Below are 18,006 nucleotides of genomic sequence, written 5' to 3'. Positions count from 1 at the left end.
AAAGGGTGCTTCTTTTTGGAATATGATTTAACTGGAATCCTGCCGTTTTTCCAGACAGACCAAGCATTGCTCCCGATATTTCCCGTAAGGAAGTGCACTTTGAAAACGAACAAAAGAGCATACTTATCAAGTGATCTTTTGTTGTAAATCGCTTTGTATAACGATCGGAATCGCATTTTTTCACTTCTCTTTTTATCATCGAATCGTCAATTAATGAAATCAGCTGTCCGAAAACGGATTTTGTCGAAAAATGATTACTTTTACTCATCGTATTTTAAGTTTTGCAACACAAATTTACGATGTTTTTAGGAAGCCATTAAGTTGGCTTCCTTTTTATCGGACAACAATGAAAAAAAATACTAAATCATCTAATTAACCTCTAAGTTGTCAAATCTCCCTATGTAGCAGATTTTCACCTTAAAATCATACTGATTTGAATATATTTGAAACCTTATCTTAACTGTCACTGAACCGAAGGCTTATATTACGTTCATCTAAAATTCTATAAAAGTTAATAGAATCTAACGATTCAACTGAATTTGCTCTCAATCTTTTATCTATTATCCAATATCTAATGGATTTACCTTCAATATTGCCTGTTGTTTCATCTATATCTTGTGATTTTACTATAATATATCGGTCATCAAATTGATAAGACAATACCATTGGTGGTATTATTTCCACACCAATACCTTCGTAATTATCGTTACTATGATATATTATTGTTTGTGGAGTATCTTGAATAAATCTGTAGTTATTACCCAAATTTATACTATCATCAGTACGTATACCAATACAAGATTGAGTCAAGATTAGTAAAAAATATATTATCATTACTTTTTTCATTATTTATTCAATATTTATCTGTTGTTTTCTTAAAATCCGTACGACCACAAAAGCAAATAGTAATAAATAAATAAAACAAATTAACGATACAATATACGATGAATGGATACCAATAATATCGGCTATTTTTCCTTGTATGGGAGGAATGATTCCTCCGCCTAAAATCATCATTACCAAAAAAGCAGAGCCTTGTGCAGTGTATTTTCCCAAGCCCATTAAACTTAAATTATAAATCGCCGGCCACATGATGCTGCATGCCAACCCTCCGCATAGAAGGGCATAAACGGCAAGTGTTCCTGTGGTGTTTAAACCAATTAACAAAGCAACTATGCCAAATACACTAAATGCCAATAATGTTTTTGCCGGAGTGTTTTTTGTAATAATAATTAATGCAATTTGGATAAAAACACAAACAATAAAAGCGTAAAAATGACTCATATTATATGCTGCCAAAGTATTAGCGGTAAGGATAATTCCAAAAGCGATTATTGGTAAAATAATGGTTAATACTAATTGTTTATTTTTGGTTAGATTAAAAGCACTTACTGCACCTGCCCAGCGTCCAATCATCATACTGCCCCAGTACATAGAGATATACGGAGCAATTTCAGACGATGACAATCCGCCAAATTCTGGTGATTTTAGCAATTCGCCCAAATTACTACCAATACCTACCTCTACTCCAACGTACATAAAAATCGCCAGCATTCCTAAAACCAATTGCGGATATTTCATTGCTCCCCAGCCTTCTGGTTTTACCGATGCTTTTTTATAGGCAAAAAGCAATCCTAAAATCACTACTAAAAATGCAAGCGACAACCAAAGAACCCGAGTGTTTTCTAAAGATGCTTTGTCTATTATTTCGGTAGTTTCTTTATATGTTGAAAATACAAAACTGAAACAAATCAATAATAAAATGGTCATTAAAACCAATATATTCAATGCTTTTGGAGCTTTTTCTATGGGTTCGGTACTTTTACCTTCGGGCAGTTTTTTAGAGAAGTAAAACAAAGCTGCGGCTCCAATAAAAAGCAAACCTACACAAACATACAACAAAACTACTTTATCCAAGCTCAATGATTTTATTTGGTTTTCGGTTACGGCAGCAGTTGTTCCAAACAAGGCAAAAGCAACCACTAACGGACCAATGGTGGTACCTAACGAATTGATTCCTCCTCCCAAATTTACCCGGCTCGCCCCTGTTTTTTCATCGCCCAGCAAAATAGCAAACGGATTTGCGGCTGTTTGTTGTAACGAAAACCCCAGTGCTACAATAAATAAACCAATCAGCATTCCGTAATACACATTTGCTTCAACCGCCAAAATCATGGCAACCGCCCCAATGGTAGAAAACAGCAATCCGTAAACAATACTTCGCTTGTACCCCCAAAAAGTAACCAAATCTTTACCTTTTACATTGCTGGTTGCAAATAAAATCAAGGCACCGATATAATACGCCGTGTAAAAAGCAAAATCTATCAGCTGCGATTGAAACTGGTCTAAATGAAAGTAATCTTTACAAAAAGGGATAAAAATGTTGTTTCCGGCAGCGATAAATCCCCAAAAAAAGAAAACTACAACAAGGGTATATAACGCAGGATAATTTGTTTTTACAGTATTACTCATACATTTTTGATTTAAAAATCAAATATAAAAATTTGCATCAAGAACAGCTATTTTGGTTATAAAAAAGTTATTTTTGTGGGAAAGTTTATATGCTATGAAAAAAATAGTTGGACTAATTCTGACAGCGGGATGTTTAACAGCTTGTAACGACGGCGATCTGGTTTTTGAAAATCTGAATTTTGATGAAAATCAGGACATTCAAAAATGTACCGATAATGAATTATACTTTAAGATAAACAACAATGAATTGCTTTTGGTTGATTTTACTTTTGGAACCAATGGATCGGTTTTAGATACAATTGCTCCGTTAAATGAGCTTCAAAAGTTATCAACATCAAATCAGACAAAAATCTATTATCGCACGTATGACGGAACTTTAAATACAAATGTTATCTGTAGTTTATTACCACCGGCAAATCCTAAAGTTGTTTCTGAATACACCTCTGTTCCGGGTGGAACTATTAATTACACGCGCACAATGGTTCCTGTGGTAACGGAATCAACTGTGAATGTTACTTACAGGTACACTATAAATTTTGAAAACATCACTTTAACAAACGGTAGCTCTGAAATACGTTATACTACTTTACCTTATGGTTCGTATATCTACGATTCAAGTAAATTATCATTTAATTTTAGTACCAATTTTGAAATTTGTGACGGTATTTTAACCGGAAAAACCAGTAATGAAATGTTGCAACTGCAACTTCCTGAAGATTTTGTTTTCCCAACATCAGACCAAACACAAACTATTTCTTTAAACGATACCAGTTTGTTAAGTTATTTTATGTTTAAAACAACTATTTCAAACACCGATATTTGTGAAACACCTGATACTGCCGTTAAAGAAGAATGGCACGTTAGCAACGGAAGTTTAGAAATTGTAAGTACGGTTGTAACAAGTCCTGTAACAAATCAAATTACAGGATACAGACACGTTTTAAGACTGGTTAATGCAGAATTTATCAAAGATAAAAGTTCTTTTAAGATTACTGAAAGAATCTTGGGAACGTATCAGGTTGTTTTATAAAAGGAATCCGAATCACTTTTTAATGATTCGGATTTTGTTTTACATATACCTCCGTTGCACCTAATCCATATTTGCGGTAATTGGCATCTTGAAAAGAAATTTCAGGATAGCGTCCAAATAAATATTCCAATTCTGTTTTTAAAACTCCTTCACCCATTCCGTGAATAAAAACTAATTTCGGGATACGGTTTTTTATAGCGAATTCCAATTTATACCTCGCTGTATCTACTTGAATATTTAAAATATCAAAATTAGACAGATGTTTGAAATTTTTGACCAGTTTTTCGATATGAAGATCGATTTCTAAAACAATTTCATCTTTTTTTGATTTTTTTTCAGTGTTTACTTTATGATAATTTATTGTGTGTTTTTGTATTTTAGCTTGTTCTATTGCCCCAAATGAAGAAGCTTGTTTAATTGCAGCTCCATCGCCTATTAAAATTAATTGATTAATAGAATAAGTCAGTTCAAATCCGTCATTGGTTAAAATAACCGCTTCGTTATTTTGTAGCTTTATGACTTTTCCGCTAAAATCTTCATCTAAAACTTCAACAAAAGAACCTAAATTAATTTCTTTACTCATTAGTTATATCGTTATTTTGTTCATTAGCGTTACTTGGTGTTTTACTCATTAAGTTTCTCATCAAAAAGAAAAAAATTAGTACGGCAATGATTTGTATATAGATATTTGGATGTGTTTTGGTTTGTTCTATCAATGCCCAGATCATCACGCCAAAAGCTATTATGTATAAAAGAATTTTCATTTTATATTTTTTTCAAATTTAATAAATTAATACTTTCGATAAAAAATTGATTCTATGGAAGAATATATGCTGCCTTGTACTACCAAAAAGCTTTTCGGAGTTGAATGTTTTGGTTGCGGTACGCAAAGGGCTGCGTATATGGTGGCTCAAGGAAATTTTGTTGATGCTTTTAAAATGTTTCCTGCCATTTATACTACTATATTATTGTGTTTATTTTTATTTTTACATTTTGTTGATAAAAAAAGAAATTATCATAAAATAATTATTTCTTTAGCGATTTTAAACGCAATTATTATGGTTATTGCGTATATTTACAAACATTTTTTTAACTTTAAATAAAATAAACTATGGAAAATTATCAAAATCAAAACGATCCGCAAAATTATCAGAATCAAAATTTTAACAATGGAAACGAAAATTTTATTCCCTCTCAATTACCTAATGCAACAGCTGTTTTAGTTTTAGGGATTATCTCTATTTTAGGATCTTGTTGTTTTTATGGAATTGTAGGATTAATTTGTGGGATTGTTGCATTGGTTTTAGCAAAAAAAAGTACTTCTTTATACAAACAAAACCCTAATGCATATACAAACTATTCCAATGTGAATACCGGTAGAATATTAGCGATAATAGGAATCGTTCTTTCTGTATTGATGATTATTTTTATTGTATTCATGATATCTGTTGTTGGAATGGAGGCCTTAACAGACCAACAATTAATGCAGGAAAGAATACAAGAATTTTTCCAACAATATCAATAAAAACTAAAAAAAACCTCGAAAAATTATTTCGAGGTTTTTTTTATCAGAAATTCAATACATCAAAAATTTGTGAAATGATTAAATTTTTTCTTTTCTCATAATCCTCTAATTTTTCTGTTTCTAAAGACCTGTAAGTTCTCAATGAAAAATAAACAGGTTTATCTTGTTTTAAATAAATACCAATTGTCCAATCTATTTTTTTTCCTAAGTAACTTGTTTCAGCTGTGTGTATAGCCAAGTTGTCATGAATAAATAATTGATTTATTACAAACTGCTGGTATTTTTTATTAAACGGTAACTTCGTTTCATACAAATCTTTTAAAAACAATATCATGGTATTAGGGTTTGTTAAACCGGCGTAATTCCAAAAATAAAGCGATTCATTATTTTTAATTTCCTTTAAAAGAGGTGGATTCTTTATATTTTGCAAATAACTTTTTTCGGGTAAATTATTCTGTAATAAATCAAAATACCAATCGGTTTTATTTTTAATGGCATCAATCAAATTGGTATCTCTGTTCCATTCAGGTTTTCTTTCCTCAAAAAAAGATCTTTTTACACCGTCCCATAATTTTTTCTCGTTAACATCTGTTTTAAAAACTTTTTCTTCTAAACCAACCAATGCCTGCCATAACTGAAAATGTGCTGCGACGGGGGTGTTGCTAAAAGGTTCCACTTCGGTATTAAATAACCATTCGTCTTTATTTTGATTATAAATCACAATGGCTCCGTCTATGTTATTCGATTTAAAATAATAATCCAGATAGTTTTGTGCTTGTAGATTAAAAATACCCGAAAAAAGAAAAAGTAAAACGTATTTCATTGCTTATTTTAACATAAAAAAGATTATTAAAAAACAAAGATAAACAAAACATTAAGCCTGTTGCTATAGAATATGCTATAAAATTAGGGAGCTATATTGATAAAAACGTTTGGTAAAAAGTAGTGAACTCGAAAATTAATACCAGTTATTAAATCTTCATTGATTAAAAGGACTTCCCTATTTTATTTTGTTTATATTTTTTTAAGGCTTAATATCTAAATCAAACGTTTTAATTAACAAATCTAATGCAGGGTTTATTTCTTTTAAATAATCTAATCTGTCGTTAATGGTATAAGCCTTTTTTATTTCGGTATGTTCATTAACTTTTACCTCAATTTTTAAGTGGTAATTGTTTAGTTTTTTATGAATATACGATACTAAATCATATAAATTTTCTTCAAAACTCAATTGACTGCCTTTGTTTGGAAATTCAACAGTTAAAACCGTATCATTCAATGATAAATTTGCCATGTTCATGGTTGAAGACATCAACATTCTGCCGGTGGTATAATATTGATTTGATAAAAAATCCCAATGTTTTTTAAGGTCTTCAAAAGTAAAATGTTCCTTTGGCAAATCTTCCTGATTGATTTGTACAGGATTTATAGAAGCTTCTAATTCTCTTTTTTTCTTAATACTCTTTAATGATAAAGCCGATACCTGATGCTCATTTGTTGTTTTAGACAAAACTACTTTTTGCGTTGTCAGCTCTTCAGAATGATCATTAACAATTGATTTTTCCTCTTCTTTTTTCTGAATAATGACAGCTTTGGGTTCTTCAACAACAATTGAATCGCTGCTTTTAGCAGATTTTTTAAAGTAAAAAGCAGGAATTAATTGTGAACTAAATTTTTTTTTTCAGGGTGTGTCAGTGTTGCCAATTGCATTAAACACAATTCTACCAATAAACGTTGGTTTACCGATGTTTTATATTTTAAATCGCAATTGTTGGCTAAATTAATTGCTTCAATTAAAATGTCTTGTGAAAGCTTTTGAGATTGTACATAAAACAAGTTTTTATTCTCATCACTTACATCGAGCAGATTAAGCGTTTGAGGATTTTTAGAAACCAATAAATTTCTAAAGTGCGTTGCCAACCCAGTGATAAAATGATTGCCATCAAACCCTTTTGCTAAAATAGTATCAAAAGCTAGCAACAATTCAGGGATATTGTTGGTAATGATTAAATCGGTTACTTTTAAATAGTAGTCGTAATCTAAAACATTTAGATTTTCGGCTACTGCTTGTCTGGTTAAATTATTCCCGCAATATGAAACCACTCGGTCAAAAATAGACAAGGCATCACGCATGGCGCCGTCTGCTTTTTGAGCGATAATTTGCAAAGCATCTTCCTCAAAAGTTATGTTTTGACTTTCTGCAACATATTTCAAGTATTCCTTTGCATCATTAATAGTAATTCTCTTGAAATCAAATATCTGACAACGAGAAAGAATGGTAGGAATGATCTTGTGCTTCTCGGTAGTTGCTAAAATAAATATCGCGTGTTTGGGTGGTTCTTCCAAAGTTTTTAAAAATGCATTAAACGCTGCTGCCGACAACATGTGAACTTCATCAATTATATATACTTTGTAAGTTCCGGTTTGTGGCGGAATACGAACCTGATCGATCAAATTACGAATATCATCAACCGAATTGTTTGAAGCGGCATCTAATTCAAAAACGTTAAAAGCAAAATCTTCGTTAGGATCATCATAACCCATCTGATTGATTTTTCGGGCTAAAATACGTGCACAAGTAGTTTTACCCACACCTCGGGGACCTGTAAACAACAGTGCCTGAGCCAAATGATTGTTCTCAATGGCATTTAGTAAGGTATTGGTAATGGTTTGTTGCCCAACAACATCTTTAAAAGTTTGCGGACGGTATTTACGTGCCGATACAATAAATTGTTCCATAGATTAATTGCTTACTGCAAATATATCAAAAAAGTTCTATTAATTTTCTTCAGGGTAATATCCGGAATCACCCAATTTTCGTTTCCAGCTAGCTTTTACCTGATCCATTTTATAATCTTTGGCGGCCGGACGATACTCTATTCTGCCCTCAAGCGCTAATTGGTTAAGGAGCATTTCTATATAAAAATCTTCGAGAACATCTCCGGGAGCATATTTTGTTTTAAGGTTGATATCAAATAATTTTGCCGTTTGATTGTTCCAAAAAGCACTCCATCCGCTCTTTAAATCTTTTACCAGCTCAAAAGCAGTTTGATCTGTTTGACGGTTTATTAGTTTCACTAAAATTTGCCCATCTTTTCGGGAAAGTTTTTTTAAGCGATCTCCAAATTGTTCTTTTAAATATTTTTCTGTTTGTTTTAAATGTTTTCTTTTTTCCGATTTTTTTTCCAGTTTTGCCATTTCTTGGTTTAAAATCGTTAAATTATGACTTGTCAGCACTGCATATTGATAAACCCTTAAAATCCGTTGTTTTAAAATGCTTTCAATTTGAATGCGCTCTAATTCTTCTTTTGAAAAATTGATATGTAGTTCGGGTAAAAGATATTCTGTTTCTATTTCGCCGTCATCTAATACATTGGTGCGTAACGAATCGGCATATTTTTCCCAATCATTTACCTGTGCACTCAACTGTAATGCAAAAAAAGAAAAAAACAATACGACAAATTTTTTCATTGTTCTCTGAGTTATTTAAGGTAAATATAGAATAAAAAAAATATTATTTTATTAGAATTTAAATAAAAAAAAATGGCTTTTCAATAAAGCCATTTTTTTATTTTTTGTTAATAACCAATCTAAAACCTTCTCCGTGAATGTTTAAAATTTCAACATTTTCATCGGGCTTCAGGTACTTTCTTAATTTGGCAATGTAAACGTCCATGCTTCGCGAGGTAAAATAATTATCGTCTCTCCAAATCTTTGTCAACGCAACTTCTCTTGGCATTAAATCGTTTTCGTATAATGCAAGCATTTTTAATAGATCGTTTTCTTTTGGTGACAATTTTATTGGTTCTTCATTTTCAAATGTAAGGAAACGAAGTTTTGAATTCAGATTAAATTTTCCTATCTGGAATTCAAATTGGGTGTTTTCTGCTTTTACTTCTGATGTTTTACGTTGCATGATGGCTTTTATCTTCATCAATAAAACTTCAGAATCAAAAGGTTTATTTAAATAATCGTCAGCACCAACTTTATATCCTTTTAAAACATCTTCTTTCATTGTTTTGGCTGTTAAGAAAATAATAGGGATTTCTTTATTCTTATCTCTAATTTCTCGTGCCAACGTAAAACCGTCTTTATAAGGCATCATTACGTCTAAAATACATAAATTGTATGTGTCTTTTTTGAACTTTTCGAATCCTTCCATACCATTTTTTGCAAGAGTTACATCGAAATCATTCATTGTCAGGTAATCTTTTAGGATGGATCCAAAATTTGGATCATCTTCTACTAACAAAATTTTCTTATTTGCTTCCATTTTTTATATTTATTTGTTGTTTGTTAATTTATCAATGGTATTTTTATTATAAAGGTACTCCCCTTACCTTTTTCGCTTTCTACATATACCTGGGCGTTATGGTCGTCAACTATTTGTTTCACGTAAGCCAATCCTAAACCGTGTCCTTTGACGTTGTGCAAATCGCCTGTGTGTTCGCGGTAAAATTTATCAAAAATTTTCTTTGTTGCCGTTTTACTCATTCCCGCACCTTGATCTTTAATTCTTACCACAACGGTATCTTTTACGTTTTCGGTATAAATATCAATTATTGGTGCATTTGGAGAATATTTAATAGCATTGTCTAATATATTTACAAATACGCTGGTAAAATGCGTTGGGTTTATTAAAACCGTATCGCGTTGTGTATTGAAATGTGTGGTTAATTTACCTTCACGATCTTCGATTAATAACGACACATGATCTATTGCAACTTCTAAAACTTCGGTTAATTCCACTTTTTCTTTTGGAATATCGAGCTCTTTTTTCTCTAATTTAGATATTCTTAAAATATTTTCTATTTGGGCATGCATGCGTTTATTTTCATCCCGAATCATTTGTACATATCGTAATACTTTGTCTTCATCGCTAATGATTTTTGGGTTTTTAATGGCATCTAAAGCAAGGTTGATTGTTGCTATAGGCGTTTTAAACTCGTGCGTCATATTATTGATGAAATCGTTTTTAATCTCCGAGATTTGCCTTTGAGTGATTAACTGTCTGATGGCGCTGTAATAAGCTGCTATAATTACTATTGTAAATAAAAGTGATATAAAAATAAACGGCAGTAAATCGGACACTAAAAATCTGGATTTATCAGGAAAATTAATATATAACTGATATTTTGAACGATTGTCTATGTCTGTTAAAATTGGTGCAGAATAGGTGTTTTTATCGTTGTAAACAAAGTTTCTTGATTTTATAGATGTTTCTATGCTATTATCAAAAACAGCGTATTCAAAATTGGTTTCAACCTTATTGTTTTTTAATTCCTGCTTAATCAAATTTTGCAACGTTTCGTTGTTTAAACGGTCTTCTAATTGATAAAAAGGAACAATATCGTAATACATTAAATCACTAAACTCGTTAATGGTACCATTTTTCTCAACCAATATGTCAGGTTTACTTTCCGTATTCATAGACTGATGAATATCAGTACCTATGTCAATATTCGTGTTTTTTCCGTGGTAAACTTCCGTTTTTCGTTGGCTAATGTAATTGTTATAATCTTTTTTATACCCGCTGGCACTGTCAATGAACGCTTTACCAAAATTAAAATCATTAAAATTTTCTACCGAAATAATGTTTGAATAAACAATTTCTTCATTGGTTCGGTTGTCTTTTTCAATGTAAAAAATTTCTTTTATCTTTTTTCTATCAGGCACTTCGCCTGTTTTTGTACGGTATTCGTATACTTTTTTAGCAAATTCGTAACGCTCTTTTTCTTTAACCTTATCAGCAACCTTTCCAATAGTTTGATTTACCAAATGCTGAAACTGGTCGTCTTTATTTTCATAGGTTGTTCTTATCCAGTAAAGCTGTATTAAAATGATGCCCATCAAGGCTAAACTCATTAATACGATTAAAAACTGAAATCTATATTTATTCATTATGTGTATTTACTTATTCAAATTTAACATTTTAATGATTAAAACACATTTTGTTTAACCTAAAATTAACAATCTAAATTAATTTATTAAAATTTTATTTACGATTTGGTCAACATTCTTAAAAGTTTCGTTTAAATCAATGTTTTCAACAATATATGTTGCCAGTTTTGCTTTTTCTTCATCGGTAAGTTGGTTTTTAATGCGGCTTAAAACTTCTTCTTTAGTAATGTTATCACGCTGTATTACACGGTTTACACGTACTTCAAGCGGAGCAGTTATTAAAATAGTTGCATAACATTTTTTATAAGCTTCTGATTCAAATAAAATGGCACTCTCTTTAAAGATAACGTCTGCCGTAGCGTTTTCTTTTTTAAAATTTTCAAAATGTAATGCTACAGCCGGATGTACAATTTGATTTAACTGACCTAATAATTCTTTATTTTGAAAAACAATTGAGGCTATTTTAGTACGATCTAAAAATCCGTCAGGCAACAGCACTTCGTTATTAAACAACAAGTTTATTTTCGTTATAATTTCAGGATATTCCATAACTTCCTTACCCGCCTCATCGGCAATGTAAACGGGAAAACCTTTTGATTTTATGTAATTAATAACAGTGGTTTTGCCGCTACCAATACCGCCTGTTAAACCAATTATCTTTACCATTATTTAAAAAACATTTCGGGCATTGCACTTTGTGGATCTTCTTTTTTGATATTTAACAAAAAGTAACTGTACAAAAACCCTGCCCCATATCCAAAAAACTGAATAAAGCTTGCAATAATTGTTAAAAAACTTATCTTTAGACTTTTTGTAGCTATTAAACTTTCCATAAACAACGCCAGAAAATAACCTATATACAAAAACAATATTATTTTTATACCGAAGAACAACAGTAATACAGCAGTTATTAATCCGATCATGAATAATGAAGGAAACCAGTACGTTATTTTATTATATTCTGGATAACGTTTATTTAAAATGGGGCGTGCTTTACCAAATTTATTGACTTGTTTGTAGAATTTTTCCCAATCGATACGACGTTTGTGGAAAACATAAGCATTTGAAATTAAAGCTGTTTTATAATTCATTTTCCATAAACGGATTGACAAATCTGGATCTTCGCCCGGATGAATTTTTCCAAACCCACCCGATGCCAAAAAAGCTTCTTTTGAAAGTCCCATATTGAAACTACGGGGTTGAAATTTACCCAGTTTTTCACTTGCCCCACGGATTCCGCCTGTTGTTAAAACCGATGTCATTGTTTGATTAATTGCTTTTTGAACATCTGAAAAAGAAGGGTGTGCCGCATCAGGTCCGCCAAAACAGTCAACATAATTATCATTCAGATATTTATCTACTTCCACCAGATAATTTTCAGGTAAAATACAATCAGAATCCAAAATGATAAAATAATTGCCTTTAGCAACATTCATTCCGTAATTTCGCGAAGCTCCCGGTCCGGAATTATCTTTAAAGTAATACGATACATTAAGGCTGTTAACATATTTGTTTACAATATCTTTGCATGGTATTTTTGAACCATCTTCAACCACCACAACTTCAAAAATTTCTTTATAATTTTGATGAAGCAGGCTGTTCAATAACTCATCAATTTCATCGGGTCGGTTATATACGGGTATAATAAAAGAAAAATACATTCAACTATTTTTGTTATACAACATTTGTGTTGTTGTTTTTATTAATTAAATCTTACAAAAGTATCGAAAAACAAAATATTTATATGATTTTTGTAAATAAATAAAGGTTTACAATTTTCTTATTATAATTTTAAGAAAAACTAAAAAGCCTTTTTACTAAATTTAAAGTTTGAAACACCTTAACACTTTAAGGTTAAAAAGATATTACTATGAATAAAATAAAAATATTGTGGGTTGATGATGAAATAGATCTCTTAAAACCGCACATTCTTTTCTTAGAGAAAAAAGGTTATGAAGTAACTACAGCAACAAACGGGCAAGATGCTATTGATTTATTTGATGAAGAAAATTTCGATGCCGTTTTTTTAGATGAAAACATGCCCGGGATTACAGGTTTGGAAACACTTTCTGAATTAAAAGAAAAAAAATCGACCACGCCTATTATAATGATTACAAAAAGCGAGGAAGAATATATAATGGATGAGGCTATTGGATCTAAAATTGCCGATTATCTGATAAAACCAGTAAATCCAAACCAGATTTTGTTGAGTTTAAAAAAGAATTTAGATCATTCGAGATTGGTTTCTGAAAAAACATCTTTAGACTATCAAAAAGAATTCCGAAAAATAGCCATGGATATGATGCAGGCGAATTCGCATCAAGAGTGGGCTGATTTATATAAAAGATTGATTTTCTGGGAAATGCAACTTGAAGTAATTGAAGATCAAAACTTAACAGAAATTTTAGAACAGCAAAAAGAAGAAGCTAATATTCAATTTGGAAAATTTGTTGAAAAAAATTACGAAGATTGGATCAATAATGATGAGGAAGCACCCTTGTTTTCACATAAATTATTTGTTAGAAAAGTAGTTCCCGAACTAAGAAACGAAGAAAATGTGCTGTTTATTGTTATAGACAATTTACGATACGATCAATGGAAATCTTTTGAATCTATTGTAAACCAGTATTATAAAGTAGATAAAGAAGATTATTATTATTCGATTCTGCCAACAGCAACACAATATGCACGAAACGCCATTTTTTCCGGTTTAACTCCGTTAGAAATGGAAAAACAATTACCCCAATACTGGAAAAACGATGTAGATGACGGTGGGAAAAACCTGTTTGAATCCCAGTTTTTAGATGAACATTTAAAACGTTTGCGTTTAAATATTAAACACGAATACCATAAAATAACCAATTTAAAAGACGGTAAAAAATTGGCAGACAATTTTAAATCAATGAAAGACAATAAACTAATAGCTTTGGTTTATAATTTTGTTGATATGATTTCACACGCCAAAACCGAGATGGAAGTAATAAAAGAATTGGCATCAACAGATAAAGCTTACCGGTCATTAACGCAAAGCTGGTTTAAAAATTCCCCTTTACTGGATATTATACAACAAGCACAAACAGCAGGATTCAAGTTAATTATTACCACCGACCACGGAACCATAAATTGTAAAAATCCATCGCAGGTAATTGGCGACAAAAACACCAGTCTTAATTTACGTTACAAAACAGGTAAATCATTAACTTATGAACCCAAAGATGTATATGTGGTAAAAGATCCTAAAAAAATTCAGTTACCGGCAATAAACATCAGCAGTTCGTTCATTTTTGCTAAAAGCGATTATTTTTTGGCGTATATTAACAACTACAATCATTACGTAAGTTATTTTAAAAATACCTATCAGCACGGAGGGATCTCTTTAGAAGAAATGATTGTACCTTTTATTACCCTAACACCTAAAAAATAAAATGAAAATAAAATATTCGATTGACGATTTGGATTATGTCGCACAACAATTGATCGACAACAGCACGTTCAAAACCTGGCTTTTTAATGCACCAATGGGCGCTGGCAAAACCACGTTAATAAAGGCTTTAGCGAAAAATCTGGGGGTTAACGATCTGGCTAACAGTCCCACATTTTCAATTGTTAACGAATATTTAGGTAAACAAGGTAAAATTTATCATTTTGATCTGTACCGGTTAAAAAATGAAGAAGAAGCTTATGATATGGGATTAGATGAATATTTTTATGAAGATGCCTGGAGTTTTGTTGAATGGCCTGAATTAGCAACAACTATTTTACCTGAAAACACACATCAAATAACCATTGAAATCATAGATGAGCATGCACGAGAATTAAATTTTGAATGATTATGGATATAACGAGCCCCTTTTCAAAATCGCAATTAATTCCGCAAGAGGAGAAATTAGAAATCCGCAAAAAACGCGGACAGCTTTTTATTGGTATTCCCAAAGAAGATTTTAAAATTGAAAAAAGAATCTGCTTAACACCAGAGTCTGTCAGTATGCTTGTAAAAGCCGGTCATAGAATTTTAATCGAAGCCGGTGCAGGTAAAGAGGCAAGTTATGATGATAAAAAATACAGTGAAGCCGGTGCAACCATAACACATGATAAAGAAAAAGTATTTGGCTGTCCAATTGTTTTAAAAGTAGAACCACCTACTCTTGACGAGATAAAGTTGATGAAACCCAAAACGTATCTGTTTTCGGCATTACAACTTAAAACCCAGCAAAAGGACTATTTTGAGGCGTTACAAAAAAAGAAAATCACCGCTTTGTGTTACGAATTTATTAAAGACCGTTACGGAGCGTACCCGTTTTTAGATGCCATAAGCCAGATAGCAGGCATTGCTTCTATCCAAATAGCAAGTGAATATATGTGTAGTATGAACGGAGGTAAAGGATTGCTTTTTGGAAACGTTACAGGCGTTCCACCAACCGAAGTGGTAATACTAGGAGCCGGACTGGTAGCCGAATCTGCTATAAGAACAGCTTTGGCGTTAGGTGTAAACGTAAAGGTTTTTGACAATAACATACACAAATTAAAAAGGTTGCAAAAAACATTGCCGTCGCAGGTTTTTACATCAACCATTCAAGAACGCGTTCTTACCAAATCACTCATGCGGTGCGATGTTGCCATTGGTGCCGTTAAGGGCTGCAACCGCTCTCCTATTCTGGTTTCTGAAGAAATGGTTCAGCGAATGAAACCCGGTTCTGTAATAATTGATGTGTGCATTGATAATGGCGGTTGTTTTGAAACATCGGAAGTAACCACCCATGAACGACCCACAATTACTAAATACGGGGTTATTCATTACGGGGTACCAAACATAACTGCCAAATATTCAAAAACAGCTTCTTTGGCAATAAGCAATATCTTATCCCCTTATTTATTAGATCTAAGTGAAAACGGTTCTATAGACGATGCCATAAGTTACGATACCACCATCCGATCGGGTATATATATATACAAAGGAATTTTAGTTAACGAAGCAATTGGCAAATGGTTTAATTTAAATTTTAAAGATCTTAATTTGATATTGATGTAACTAAATTAATTGTACTTTTGCTCAAAAATTATTCTTTATGAAGTTTTCTCAACGTTTAGCTTATTATTTATTTGGATTATTACTTGGTGGGTTTATAGTTTATTATTTTTTTAATGAAAAAGACGCCCAATTTTGTTATTTACCAAATTGTCGTGTTTTAAAAGACTTACGTTCAAAACCTATTAATATTTCCGAGAAAGCTCAAATTAGTTTTGACAACGCCTTAATAACAATGAACGATGTTAAAGCCTGCTTGACTTATGGAGATGTAGATTTTTCTAAAAGCAATATTGCCGTGAAAGGAGGAAAATTATATATTATAGAAGGGCAAAATACTAAAAAAGAACCAATTACTATTGAAATGATCAATTACACTGGTAAAGTACTAATAAAAGATGTTTATCCTACAACAAAATAATCATTTATTTTTTTAAACTGATAATTAAATAGTTATAAAAAAAACTAAAAAAACATCAAAAAAAGTCTTGCAGAATAAGAATTTCAGTCTATATTTGCACCACAATTAACAAAGGTAACAATGTTAGTTAAGACCGAGGAGAAATGGCAGAGTGGTCGAATGCGGCAGTCTTGAAAACTGTTGACTGTAACAGGTCCGGGGGTTCGAATCCCTCTTTCTCCGCAATAAATACTGATACTTAATCAGTTAAAACATAAACACCCAATTTTACACCCGAAAATGTGAAGTTGGGTTTTTTATTTTAGGTTATAAAAAATCTAATGGACTTGGTGTCGATTTCTTATCTACATCTGTAATATGAGTGTAAATCATGGTTGCTCTAATATCACTATGTCCTAATAATTCTTGTACAACCCGAATGTCAATTCCGCTTTTTATTAAATGTGTGGCGTACGAATGACGCAAAGTATGCACACTGCCTTTTGTTGCAATATTGGCTTTTTTCATTGACTTTTTCAAAACTAACTGAACACTTCTTTCGCTGTATTGCTCATCATTAGTTCCTTCAAATAAAAATATTTTGGGTTTATATTCAATATAATATTCTCGCAACAAACTTAATAACTTATCAGGTAAAGCTACTAGCCTATCTTTATTCCCTTTGCTTTGTTGTATTAACAGTAAATTACTGTCGGATTTTACATCGGTTAGTTTAAGATTTATTAACTCACTTAAGCGTAATCCACAACTGTAAATAGTGGTAAGAATTGCTTTATGCTTTAAATTTTCTGTAGCATTTAATATTTTTCTCACTTCTTCTTGAGAAAAGAAAGTAGGCAGTTGGGTTGATTTTCGTTTAGGATATAAATAATTCAATTCTATCGTTTGATTATTGACCAACTCATAAATCTTCTTAATTGCCCCAACTAAAGAGCGTTGATAAGATGCACTAATATTTTCTTGAAATACTTTTTCATTAATAAAACCCTCTATTTCAGCAATAGGTATTTCGTTGAGCGTACGATATTTATTCATATACTCTAAGAATATTTGTGCATAACCACAATACGATTTTATGGTATTATTGGCATAGCGTTGCACTTGCAATCGGTCATGTAAAGTTTTTAATATTGTTTCGCTATCCATACTTAAATAAATCTAATTTAACCTATTTTGTTTCGCTATCCACAAAAAACAACTTACTAAGTATCTAATTTACAAAAAAATAATTATATTAGTAACAGATTTTACGAAATGCGTATATAGGTGTTTTTTTACGAAACTACACCACGTTTTGTTTCGTAAAAAAACAATGATGATACGCAATCCGCTGCGCTCCTTGCGTATCATCGGCCCGGCGGCTGACACCGCCTGATGAACACCAGCCGCTACGCGGACTGGCGCACATCAAGCGGTTTTGCACAATTCCGACCCGAGCAAAGCTCGGTCGAAACTGCGCAAAGCCGCCGGGCCGTTATCGGTAATGGCATTTGAATGCTCCGACACAAAATCAACCGACCGACAAAACCGAAATTTTGCCAACGCCTCGCAAAATTAAAAGAGGTGCAACCCACCCAAAAGTCCAACGCTTTTGCACCACATTTAATTTTACCTAACCGCAACCAAGCCCA

21 protein-coding genes and 1 tRNA gene are annotated in these 18,006 nt (G+C 31.9%); 8 read left to right on the top strand and 14 right to left on the bottom strand.

Going from position 1 to position 18,006, the window contains the following annotated elements; translation table 11 throughout:
• The 3 genes from BLW20_RS12460 to BLW20_RS12450 all read right to left on the bottom strand — a co-directional run.
• A partial coding sequence (locus BLW20_RS12460; protein ID WP_143037794.1) for a DUF4372 domain-containing protein occupies positions 1-268 on the bottom strand: 268 nt, incomplete at its 3' end.
• 188 nt (positions 269-456) lie between these two features.
• Positions 457-846, bottom strand: coding sequence for a hypothetical protein (locus BLW20_RS12455; protein ID WP_091101674.1), 390 nt, complete (start codon positions 844-846; stop codon positions 457-459).
• A 3-nt stretch (positions 847-849) separates the two neighbouring features.
• Entirely contained in the window at positions 850-2,472 is a 1,623-nt protein-coding gene (locus tag BLW20_RS12450) for an MFS transporter (RefSeq protein WP_091101671.1), read from the bottom strand.
• Between the two features lie 94 nt (positions 2,473-2,566).
• On the opposite strand from BLW20_RS12450, the gene BLW20_RS12445 reads away from it, so the two are divergent.
• Entirely contained in the window at positions 2,567-3,502 is a 936-nt protein-coding gene (locus tag BLW20_RS12445; RefSeq protein WP_091101668.1) for a hypothetical protein, read from the top strand.
• A 19-nt stretch (positions 3,503-3,521) separates the two neighbouring features.
• Here the strand turns inward: BLW20_RS12445 and BLW20_RS12440 are convergent, their stop codons facing one another.
• On the bottom strand, positions 3,522-4,085 hold the full coding sequence (locus BLW20_RS12440; RefSeq protein WP_091101666.1) for a Smr/MutS family protein: 564 nt from the start codon (positions 4,083-4,085) through the stop codon (positions 3,522-3,524).
• Positions 4,078-4,266 (bottom strand): hypothetical protein, encoded by a 189-nt coding sequence (locus tag BLW20_RS12435; protein WP_091101664.1) that lies wholly within the window; start codon positions 4,264-4,266, stop codon positions 4,078-4,080. The genes BLW20_RS12440 and BLW20_RS12435 overlap by 8 nt, the downstream gene beginning before the upstream one ends.
• A gap of 54 nt (positions 4,267-4,320) precedes the next feature.
• Here BLW20_RS12435 and BLW20_RS12430 point away from each other — a divergent pair, with 54 nt between their 5' ends.
• Positions 4,321-4,605: a DUF2752 domain-containing protein gene (locus BLW20_RS12430; protein ID WP_091101660.1), complete on the top strand. Its 285-nt coding sequence runs from the start codon at positions 4,321-4,323 to the stop codon at positions 4,603-4,605.
• Between the two features lie 8 nt (positions 4,606-4,613).
• Entirely contained in the window at positions 4,614-5,027 is a 414-nt protein-coding gene (locus BLW20_RS12425) for a CCC motif membrane protein (RefSeq protein ID WP_091101658.1), read from the top strand.
• A 43-nt stretch (positions 5,028-5,070) separates the two neighbouring features.
• Here the strand turns inward: BLW20_RS12425 and BLW20_RS12420 are convergent, their stop codons facing one another.
• The 8 genes from BLW20_RS12420 to BLW20_RS12385 all read right to left on the bottom strand — a co-directional run bounded on the left by BLW20_RS12420 (position 5,071) and on the right by BLW20_RS12385 (position 12,589).
• Positions 5,071-5,850 carry a hypothetical protein gene (locus BLW20_RS12420; protein WP_091101655.1) on the bottom strand — a complete coding sequence of 260 codons (780 nt, stop codon included), beginning with the start codon at positions 5,848-5,850 and terminating at the stop codon, positions 5,071-5,073.
• 201 nt (positions 5,851-6,051) lie between these two features.
• Positions 6,052-6,537 carry a hypothetical protein gene (locus BLW20_RS12415; protein WP_091101652.1) on the bottom strand — a complete coding sequence of 162 codons (486 nt, stop codon included), beginning with the start codon at positions 6,535-6,537 and terminating at the stop codon, positions 6,052-6,054.
• Between the two features lie 146 nt (positions 6,538-6,683).
• Complete coding sequence (gene dnaX / locus BLW20_RS12410; protein WP_091101649.1) at positions 6,684-7,766, bottom strand: DNA polymerase III subunit gamma/tau; 1,083 nt, start codon at positions 7,764-7,766, stop codon at positions 6,684-6,686.
• A gap of 39 nt (positions 7,767-7,805) precedes the next feature.
• Complete coding sequence (locus tag BLW20_RS12405) at positions 7,806-8,498, bottom strand: DUF4294 domain-containing protein (protein ID WP_091101646.1); 693 nt, start codon at positions 8,496-8,498, stop codon at positions 7,806-7,808.
• A gap of 97 nt (positions 8,499-8,595) precedes the next feature.
• Positions 8,596-9,300, bottom strand: coding sequence for a response regulator transcription factor (locus tag BLW20_RS12400; protein WP_091101643.1), 705 nt, complete (start codon positions 9,298-9,300; stop codon positions 8,596-8,598).
• Between the two features lie 23 nt (positions 9,301-9,323).
• Positions 9,324-10,928: a sensor histidine kinase gene (locus BLW20_RS12395; RefSeq protein WP_091101639.1), complete on the bottom strand. Its 1,605-nt coding sequence runs from the start codon at positions 10,926-10,928 to the stop codon at positions 9,324-9,326.
• Positions 10,929-11,006: 78 nt separating this feature from the next.
• Positions 11,007-11,594, bottom strand: a complete 588-nt coding sequence (gene coaE / locus BLW20_RS12390) for a dephospho-CoA kinase (RefSeq protein WP_091101636.1) — start codon at positions 11,592-11,594, stop codon at positions 11,007-11,009.
• Positions 11,594-12,589: a glycosyltransferase family 2 protein gene (locus tag BLW20_RS12385; protein WP_091101634.1), complete on the bottom strand. Its 996-nt coding sequence runs from the start codon at positions 12,587-12,589 to the stop codon at positions 11,594-11,596. Before BLW20_RS12385 ends, coaE begins: the two co-directional genes overlap by 1 nt.
• A gap of 209 nt (positions 12,590-12,798) precedes the next feature.
• Between BLW20_RS12385 and porX the strand changes: the two genes are divergently transcribed.
• From porX to BLW20_RS12360, 5 genes are all read left to right on the top strand, one after another.
• Entirely contained in the window at positions 12,799-14,352 is a 1,554-nt protein-coding gene (porX, locus tag BLW20_RS12380) for a T9SS response regulator signal transducer PorX (RefSeq protein ID WP_091101631.1), read from the top strand.
• Position 14,353: 1 nt separating this feature from the next.
• Complete coding sequence (gene tsaE, locus BLW20_RS12375; RefSeq protein WP_091101628.1) at positions 14,354-14,758, top strand: tRNA (adenosine(37)-N6)-threonylcarbamoyltransferase complex ATPase subunit type 1 TsaE; 405 nt, start codon at positions 14,354-14,356, stop codon at positions 14,756-14,758.
• A 2-nt stretch (positions 14,759-14,760) separates the two neighbouring features.
• Positions 14,761-15,957, top strand: a complete 1,197-nt coding sequence (locus tag BLW20_RS12370) for an alanine dehydrogenase (RefSeq protein WP_091101624.1) — start codon at positions 14,761-14,763, stop codon at positions 15,955-15,957.
• A 37-nt stretch (positions 15,958-15,994) separates the two neighbouring features.
• The gene (locus BLW20_RS12365) at positions 15,995-16,375 is read left to right on the top strand and encodes a DUF4258 domain-containing protein (RefSeq protein WP_091101620.1); all 381 of its coding nucleotides are present in this window, start codon (positions 15,995-15,997) and stop codon (positions 16,373-16,375) included.
• A 137-nt stretch (positions 16,376-16,512) separates the two neighbouring features.
• Positions 16,513-16,597: transfer RNA gene (locus tag BLW20_RS12360), tRNA-Ser, on the top strand.
• 84 nt (positions 16,598-16,681) lie between these two features.
• Here BLW20_RS12360 and BLW20_RS12355 read toward each other — a convergent pair.
• The gene (locus BLW20_RS12355) at positions 16,682-17,521 is read right to left on the bottom strand and encodes a tyrosine-type recombinase/integrase (protein WP_091101616.1); all 840 of its coding nucleotides are present in this window, start codon (positions 17,519-17,521) and stop codon (positions 16,682-16,684) included.
• Positions 17,522-18,006 lie beyond the last annotated feature (485 nt).

The organism is Paenimyroides marinum, assembly GCF_900108395.1.
GTDB classification, from domain to species: Bacteria; Bacteroidota; Bacteroidia; order Flavobacteriales; family Flavobacteriaceae; genus Flavobacterium; species Flavobacterium marinum.
The sequence above is the reverse complement of the archived record's forward strand: the minus strand, read 5'-3'. Positions and strand labels throughout refer to the sequence as shown.